This window comes from Arsukibacterium sp. (assembly GCF_033722355.1).
Classification (GTDB): Bacteria; Pseudomonadota; Gammaproteobacteria; order Enterobacterales; family Alteromonadaceae; genus Alishewanella.
Genome location: NZ_JAWVZF010000115.1, coordinates 1 through 8,689 on the forward strand (window position 1 = coordinate 1; position 8,689 = coordinate 8,689).

5 protein-coding genes are annotated in these 8,689 nt (G+C 51.0%); 2 read left to right on the plus strand and 3 right to left on the minus strand.

The features are described from left to right. The 3 genes from recB to R3177_RS10620 form a co-directional block, all read right to left on the minus strand. Positions 1-3,396, minus strand: a 3,396-nt coding sequence (gene recB, locus R3177_RS10610) for an exodeoxyribonuclease V subunit beta (protein WP_318971007.1), incomplete at its 3' end; no start/stop codon positions are given. Then, complete coding sequence (gene recC / locus R3177_RS10615) at positions 3,393-6,893, minus strand: exodeoxyribonuclease V subunit gamma (RefSeq protein WP_318971008.1); 3,501 nt, start codon at positions 6,891-6,893, stop codon at positions 3,393-3,395. The genes recC and recB, both read right to left, overlap by 4 nt. A gap of 63 nt (positions 6,894-6,956) precedes the next feature. Continuing rightward, positions 6,957-7,667, minus strand: a complete 711-nt coding sequence (locus tag R3177_RS10620) for a DUF3581 family protein (protein ID WP_318971009.1) — start codon at positions 7,665-7,667, stop codon at positions 6,957-6,959. 205 nt (positions 7,668-7,872) lie between these two features. On the opposite strand from R3177_RS10620, the gene R3177_RS10625 reads away from it, so the two are divergent. Further along, the gene (locus R3177_RS10625; RefSeq protein WP_318971010.1) at positions 7,873-8,346 is read left to right on the plus strand and encodes a hypothetical protein; all 474 of its coding nucleotides are present in this window, start codon (positions 7,873-7,875) and stop codon (positions 8,344-8,346) included. Positions 8,347-8,511: 165 nt separating this feature from the next. Then, on the plus strand, positions 8,512-8,689 hold a 178-nt coding region (locus tag R3177_RS10630; protein WP_318971011.1), incomplete at its 3' end, for a YchJ family metal-binding protein.

Genomic DNA, 8,689 nt, shown 5'->3' on the forward strand with positions numbered 1-8,689 from the left:
ACAAACCACATAGCGCTGCTGCTGACAATAAACCAAATCAATAAAGCCCTTGAGCATCCCGTTAAGCTGGCCGGGCAATAACGCTGGCCTGGCTTCACCTGGCCAGATATGCTGCTGCAACAAGCTGTCCAGTTGACTGATATCAATCTGCTGGCAGGGCAACCAGAATTCCAGCTCTACCTGATAACTGGTAAGCCCGGCCAGGCTAAGCGGGCCGGCGCTGGTGGGCTGCGGCAACGACAACCCACTGTCTAACAGCTGAATTAACCACTGTTGTAATGGCTCGCAGTCAGCCTGCCAGCCTCTGAGCTGACAGCGTTTACGAAGCTCCGCTGTCAGAAGCTGCGGTTGCTGGCGGATTACCCCAAAACCCTGTTTACCCATCCACTCCAGCATGCCGTGCAAAAACGTACCGGCTTGCGGCCCGGCGACAAACTGGTATTGAATAGCAGGATCCTGCAACTGTGCCGCTACAGGCTCAACCTCATATTCATGGTAAAGCTCGGGGAGTAACTTATCACTGGCCCGCTCTGGCCCGCTTTGCGCCAGTAAACTGCTCTCACCCAGCTGCCTGGTCAAAGCGCTGTAGCTGGCAATCCACCAGTGCTCCCTGAGTATATGGCTGATTTGCCGGGCAGTTAATTGCAGCTCTTGTTGGCGGGGAGCCTGATAAACCTTCTGGCTGGCTTTAGGCAAGGTTTGCAGCCTGATAGCCGGACACCCTGCCCAGCTGGCTTGGACCTGTGAAGCAAAAGCCGCGGGCGCAACAGCAGAGCTCGCCAGTAAATGACTGATCGCACTTGTTTCTGCCAGCGGTGCCAGGCCTAACCAGCAAGCATACTTCGCCCGGGTAAGCGCAACATAACATTTACGAATATCTTCGGCCAGCCGCTCCTGCTCAGCTGCGGCCAGAATAGGTTCATCAGGCTGATAACTGAAACATAGGTTGCCCTTATCGTCACGATAACTGACCGGCAACTGGTCAGCTTTAACTGGCCTGGCGGCGCAAATAAAAGGCAGAAACACCAGTGGGTACTCCAGGCCTTTTGATTTATGGATTGTTACCACCTGCACCAACTCGGCATCACTTTCCAGCCGCACTTTTTGCTGTTCGCTGTCGACTCCGGAATGTTGCTGAATATGTTCGGTCAAAAAACGTAATAAGGCTTGCTCACCATCCAACTGCTGAGCAGCCTGTTGCAACAACTCTGCCAGATGCAGTAAATCGGTCAGTGCTCTTTCGCCATCAGCGCTTCGCCGCAACCGTGCCGGGATCGCAAAATCAAACAACAGACTGCGCAACATTGGTAATACGCCAAAGCGCCGCCACTGCTGCTGATAGTTTTTAAATTGCAGACACAGTTGCTCCCACTTCAACTCCTGCTGCTGCAACTCATCAAGCTCCGCCAGACTAAGACCAATAGTTCGGCAGCCAATAGCGGAGCGCAGTAAACTATCTTGCTCAGGTTCAGCGCAGGCACTGAGCATAAGCTGTAAATCAGTTGCTGTGGCAGAGCTGAATACCGATTCACGGTCTGATAAATAGACACTTCGGACCTGCCGCTCAGCCAGCTGGCTCCTGATAGCCTGAGCTTCAGTCTGATTATTAACCAAAACCGCAATATCCGACGACTTAAGCCGGCGTTTATCACCATTTGGAGCAATTAAGCCGGTTTCATCATTATCTGCCTGCTGCAGAATTTCCGTAATATAACTGGCGCAACCACTGGCAAACAATTGCAAATAAGCCTGACGGCTCAGCGGTTTCTCAGTTGGCTCTTCCGGCAACCAGGCAGTGAGCGCTGTTGCGGCTTGTTGCTTAATCTGTAGCTGCCAGGGGGTGCCTTTAGCGTTAACCGGATAAAATGGCAATGGATCCGGAAAACGGTCTGTCTGCTCCTGTCGAAACAGAAACGCCCCGCCCGGACGCGCCTCTGCCTGAGCAAAAATATAATTGACTGCACTGACCAGCCGGCTGTCTGAGCGAAAGTTGGTGTCCAGTGTGTAGTGCTGACCTGTGGTAGCCAGTTTGGCTTTCAGGTAAGTGTAGATATCAGCACCGCGAAAAGCATATATCGCTTGTTTAGGGTCGCCAATCAGCAGCAATGCATGCTGACTATCTTCTGGCGCTGCCTGCTCTGGCTTGACCGGGTTAGCCAGATAGATAGCTGAAAATATCTGATACTGAATAGGGTCAGTATCCTGAAATTCATCTATTAACGCTACCGGGTACTGATCACGAATCAGCGTCGCCAGCTCCTTTCCCTGTTGACCATCTAAAGCACGGTGCAGTCGCAGCAGCATGTCGTCAAACCCCATCAGCGCCTGCTGACTAAGCCCGGCCTGGATCCTTTGCGCCAGCCAGCAGGCAGCATGCTGCATCAGCAACTGGCGGGGCTGCGGCAAATTTTTAAGCGCGGCTTGTAACTGAACAATACCGGCAAATGCCGGATGGTCTGGTACCGGCTGCTGTTTCCAGCACTCTGCGATGCCCTCTGGCGATAAACGGTGCCAGCCGGTGCCTAAATCAAGGTCTGCGGTGGGTGCCTGCAACCAGCTTTGCAGCTTTTGCAGCCAGTTGTCCAGATAGCGTTGCTGCAATTGTCTGCCGTTTACGGCTTTGGCTGTAATGGCATCGTTGAGCAAGCTGGTTAATTCAGGTAACCACTGCTGCCACTGTCGGCAAAGCTGCTGTAACTGAGCCTGGCGTTCAGCCTGACACTGAGCGATAGCCACTTCTGGTTCCGCGTAACCAAAATGTTCAGATGTGAGCCGCTCCTGATAATAGCCGGTTAGTCTGGCAACGCTATGCCACAACTCATCTGGTGTTTGCCAGTAACTGAGACATTCTGCCAACGCCTGCTCTGGCAGCTTATAATAAAAGCTACGCCAGTAATCTCTGGCAGCCTGTAACTTCAGCGCGCTTAAATCGGTACTCAGTTGCTGGCTGAATAAACTGCCGCTGGCAAACGCATGCTCTGCCAGCATCCGGTTACACCAGCCATGAATAGTTGAAATGGCCGCTTCGTCCATCCACTGTGCCGCCAACTCAAGCCGCCTGGCACACTGGGCAAACTCAGTCTCAGCATAGTCAGCCAGCAGCGCCGCCAGCACATCATCGTCAGTGTCAGCCCGCCGGAATGCCTGGGCCGCCTCGGTTAAGCGTAACCTGATGCGGTCACGTAACTCCTGGGTTGCAGCTTCGGTGAAGGTGACTACCAGAATTTCCGGTGGGGTTAAAGGCCGCTGATAAGCCTGCGCTTTGCCATGGCCAAGCACCAGCCGTAAATACAATGCTGCGATAGTAAACGTTTTACCGGTGCCGGCACTGGCTTCAATTAACCGGTTGCCTGTTAGTGGCAGTGTAAGCAGGTTTAGTGTTGCAGGCGGTTTCATTCTGCCTCCCGGGCGATCTCGGCCTGGCTTAGCGCAGTTAATAATGGCCGGTACAGTCGTTCAGCCAGGCGCGCAAAATCGCCACTTGCAGTCAGTTGCTGAAAATCCGGAAATAACCGCTGCAAATAAGGATTAAACTGCACAACACCGGGGTTATAGCTGTCGCCCTGATAACATTTTTCACATTGCGCCAGGATTTGCTCGCGACTGAATTTGCCACTGTCAGTCTGTTGCAGGTAAAGGATGGCACATTCTAATTCCAGAGGCCACGGTGCCTGATGCGCCTGCAGGTAATAGCTCAGCAACGGGTTAAGCTGCTCTGCCGCGGCCTTTTCTGTCAACTGCGCAAAGGTAACTTCGCCAGCCTGACTTAACACTATTGTCTGACAAGGCCCCAGTGTATTGGCCAGCAAATGACTAAGCCAGGGCAATACCAGATGGCGCCACTGGTATTTGCGCTGTTTAACGAGAGCACTGGCACTTAACAGTAACTGACATTGCTCACCACTGGCATTTTGCCGCAGCTGGGTAAGCCAGTCCTGCAGCTCAATATCCTGATGCTGCCAGTGCACTGCACGTGCCTTCAGACGATCAGGAAAGCGTTGTTGCAATTGTTCAAGCCGGCCGGCTAACACCAGCACCGGCTCGGCTAATTGGCTAGCATGTAACGCACTTGCCGCCCCTACCCCAAGCTCCCCGCGACGCTGCATTTGGGCCAGACCATTATTAACTGCAGCGGCTAACGGTTGGTTATCAGCCAACGCCTGTTGCACCCGGCTGAGCAATTGCTGCTGCAACTGCCAGCGGCTAAGGCCATCTAACGCAAAGGCTTCATCGTTTTCTGTGGCAAGATTTGTCTGACCAAGCCAGATGGTTAAACGCTGAGTAAAAAAACTTTTTACCGGATCGCGGATAAATTCAGTTAACTGCCGCAAATTGACAGGCTCAGTTGGCTGCCAGTGACTGAGCTTTTCAGGCTGTTGCGCAGCAACTGTTTCTGCCAGCCATTCCTGCTGATAACTGAACAGGCCAGGCTCACTTTGCTTAAAATAGCGCGGGCTGAAAGGTTGCAACGGATGCTCAGTGGTCAAGTGCTGTAGCAACCCGGTGTTATCCGTATCGCCTGCTACAGCATTGTCTGATAGTCGCCAGCACTGTGCTAAATGATCCCGTAACTGGCCAATTAACATCGAAGGGGCCCGCTCACTGTTGTCATGGATACTGCGCCCTACCCAGCTGATATACAGCCTGTCGCGTGCCGATAATACAGCTTCCAGCAGCAGATAACGGTCATCCTCGCGCCGTGAACGGTCACCGGGGCGCATATCTGTTTGCATTAAGTCAAAATCCTGCCTTGGCTGCTGGCGTGGAAAAGCGCCATCGTTCATGCCAAGCAAACAGATATGCCTGAACGGAATTGCCCGCATTGGTAATAACGTAGCGAATGTTACCCCGCCGGATAAAAACCGCTGCTGCACGCCGGGCTGGGTCGCTAAACTCAGCCAGCTTTGTGCAACTATCGGTGCTGGCAGCGCGGTGCTCAGTCCCGCCTGCTGGCAATCACTAAACCACTGATCCAGTGCTTCATATAACTGCGCCAATAATGCCTGCTCATCAGTCAGGGTGGGCTGTAAGAAATCCTGTAACAAGCCATTTAACAGCTGCTGCCACTGCTCTGGACTGTGTGGTTGCTGCAATAGCTGCCAGTACTGTTTCAGCTTTGCCAGCAACTGGTACAATGGGCCTAACAGTGCGGCTTCCAGACCGCTTATTTCCGTGTAAGGGTCAATGCCATGCCAGCCGTCAACGCCTTGCTCCGTGTCAGGCACCGGGCCGGTGGCAAAGCCCAGTAACATTCGGTCCAGAGCAAATTGCCAGCTGTAATGATGCAGACCATCGGGTAAATCAAGGCTGTGTCGCTGCGTCGCATCCAGCCCCCAACGGGCGCCGGCATCCTGCAACCAATGATGCAATAATGGTAACCCTGACTCGTCAATGCCAAACCGTTGCCGCACGGCCGGTACTTCAAGTAAATCCAGGATATCACTTAGCTGGAACCGGCTTTGAGCCAGCGCCATCAGCTGTTCAACTGCCTTAAACATCGGCTGTTCGGTTCCTGGCGGTAAATCTGCTATGGTAAAAGGAATGTAGCGCGGATCTTCGGGCTTTATCGAGGCAAATACCGCCTGGATCAACGGCGCGTAGCCGGCAATATCCGGCACCATTACCATAATATCGCGCGGGGTCAGACTATGGTCCTGCTGAAACGCCGCTAATAACTGATCGTGCAGAATTTCCACTTCACGCATTGCACTGTGCGCCAGATGAAACTGAATGGACTGATCGCTGTTTGCTATTGCCGGCCAATGCTGCTGGCTGTCCCGCACCGGCCTTAAATCATAAATATCATGCTGGAGCATGCCCAGTAAACGGCTGGCCTCTGGTGGCTGAAACAAGTCAATGCGCTGATTAACGAACAGATTTTTGTATTGTGCCGTCTCATCAAACTCATCCAGCAACCTGATGTAATCACGGCCCTGCCGGCCCCAGGATGCCAGCAGCGGCTGAGCATGGACATGCAGTTGCTCGTCATTGATATCAGCGGGCATTCCCGCTTTATAAGACTGGCGATGGCGCTGTGCCCTTAACAGCTCTTTCTCACTGATGATATCTGCCCAGTAATGCTGACAGGGGTTATGCACCGCCAGCAGTACCTGGCAAAACGGCGCTATTGCCGCCAGCACTTGCAAACTTTGCTGCGGCATTGCCGAAATGCCAAAAATAATTAAGCGTCGCGGCAATATGCTGGCAGCTTCCTTTGCCGGCATGGCAGCTAATTTATCGATAAAGCGTTGATGCACCTCAGCGCGGCTGTCACCAAGTTGCTGCTCACTTATCCGGCTGTGCAACATCCGCCACAAGCTGCTTTGCCATTGTTGATCTGGTTGAAGGGGTTTCAGCTGCCCCCGCGAATTAACCAACTGATCCTGGCCATCTTGCCAAAGATTCAGCCAGTCAGCCCGGTACACCTGATACTGATCGTACAGCGCTGCCAGTTGCTCTGCCAGCTGATAAGTTTTTAATAGTGTCGGGTCGTCAGCAAAAAAATGCCTCAGCGGCGCATAACAGGGTTCGTCAGGTAATTCGGGCAGTAAGCTCAATAAATGCCAGCGCAACAGATCCCTGCTGTACGCCGAGCGCTCACTGATATGCTGCTGGCCCAGTACATTGCGGTAAAGTTGCCAGATAAAACGGGCTGGAAGCTGCACATTAATAGCTGAAGCGATTCCACAGCCCGCTTCTGTTGCATCGGGTTCATTAGCCAGAGCCAGTTTCAACCACTGGGCTATCCCATTACTTTGCACAAGGATGTGTTCTGATTCCAGTGGCATAAGCGGATAGCGCTGCAACCAGTTTACCACCAATGCCCGTAATTGCTCTGGTGCATTGGCATGAACCACCAGAAAACCAGGTTGTAACGAACGAGCCTGCGACATAAAAAACCTTTAATGACAACAAGCTGCCACTATAGCTGATTTTATATCGCGATTAAAAGCTGCTTAGCACGCCGTTCTGTTCAGGTTTTTACGGCGATCATACTCGGCAATCATCTGTTGCATTTGTGCTTCATCATAGGTTTGCAAATTACTTAAAATCATGCGTTTTTCACCCCGACCAATTTGCTTATCATGCTGAGTCAACACAAATTCAAGCAGAACATTACCGCGTTTCCCCTCAACCTGTAACGACGAAGCGGCAAGGCTCAATGCCACTTCTGCTGTGGGTAATGTATCGAAGGATAGTGCCATGCTTTCATAGATAACTAAGGGCCGGCCGGGATGGATCATCACATTATGCTGCTGCATTAACGGCTGCAGGATATGCGGGAAGTTTTGGCCGGAAAATTGTACATAGTCGCGGATCAATGGCTCTATTACTGCTAAATCATGGCTGGTTTCGCCCTGACGCTGCAATGAAAGATAGACTTTACCCTGCGCATCACAAATTTTCAGCTCATCGTTATGATGTTCACAGTGCAGCAAGACATCAGCACTGACCATGCCAGCAAAAGTGCAGCTAAGTTCTTTACTCAGTCCATAGTGACTAAGCAGATAAGCAAACAGTAAATCGCCGGGCACACAAAACCTTTTAGCGTCAACGTCATGAATGGGATTAAAGTCAGTCGCGATTTGTTTGGCAAAACTGCAGGACTGCAGCCGACTGAAACTAAAACCTTCGGCAGAACGGGTGACAAAATCGTCTAACAACATCAATCAGGCACTCACTTTTCAGACTCAAGCCGGCAATTCTAACCTAATTTAGTCCTTAAATGGTCCAGCCAGTAATAAATTACTAACACCGGTTGTTCACAGCTAGCGGCATTAGCCCTCTTATCGTTAAAAAATACTTGCCTTTATTTTAAACAACAACTACTGTATATCCATACACTGTATAAATACACAGCTGGAGCGTGCTATGTTAACCAATATGTCCTCTATCAATTTGATCCATGACACTGCTGGCTTGCCAGTGAAACAAAACACCGGGCGTTTAACACGGTTAACTGCCACAGTGGCATCAGCTAAACCGTTTTATCAGGAGCTCGTTCCGGCATCAGCGGATAATGCTGAACAGTTACTGATTAAAGTGTTACAGCGCCATTGCCTTGAAACAGGCTGGATTGTGTTGGTTGCCCCAAAGCAGTTGCCATCTAAGGCACTAGCCGCTTACTTACAGCTACCCGTAGATAAAATGCTGGTTATCCATGCAGATACAATAAAAGATCCGGCAAAAACGCTGGATAAGCTGTTACATAGCAGCAGTTGTCGTGTAGTCATTAATTTCAGCCCGCTGCCATCGGAAGCACTAATCTCGGAGCTTAGCCATAGTGCGGGCAAACAGCAGCGTTGGTTTTACCAGTTTAACCACTCAGTAAAACAGACTCACTAGGCTGTTTAGAAAATGCCTGTGTTTCATATATACTGCCGTTATTAACTTGAATATCTGGCAGTTGAGGTACTTTTGAAGTGTTATTGTTGTTCCGGCTTGCTGTTTAGCAACTGCTGTCAGCCTTTGCTAAACGCAACTGAACAGGCTGAGAACTGTTTGCAACTGATGCGTTCCCGTTATAGTGCTTATTGTTGCAAACATATTGACTATCTTGTGCAAACTGATCATCTGACATTCACACTTAACACGCAAAAACAGCAAGCCTTACTAAAAAATCAGATCACAGAATTTGCAAACAGCGTGCATTTTATTAGCTTGTCGATTAGTAACTGGACTGAAAATA

What these genes read in the sequence shown, in the direction of transcription:
- recC (WP_318971008.1), bottom strand. Translation starts at nt 6,893, where the DNA reads ATGTCGCAGGCTCGTTCGTTACAACCTGGTTTTCTGGTGGTTCATGCC.
- R3177_RS10620 (WP_318971009.1), bottom strand. Translation starts at nt 7,667, where the DNA reads ATGTTGTTAGACGATTTTGTCACCCGTTCTGCCGAAGGTTTTAGTTTC.
- R3177_RS10625 (WP_318971010.1), top strand. Translation starts at nt 7,873, where the DNA reads ATGTTAACCAATATGTCCTCTATCAATTTGATCCATGACACTGCTGGC.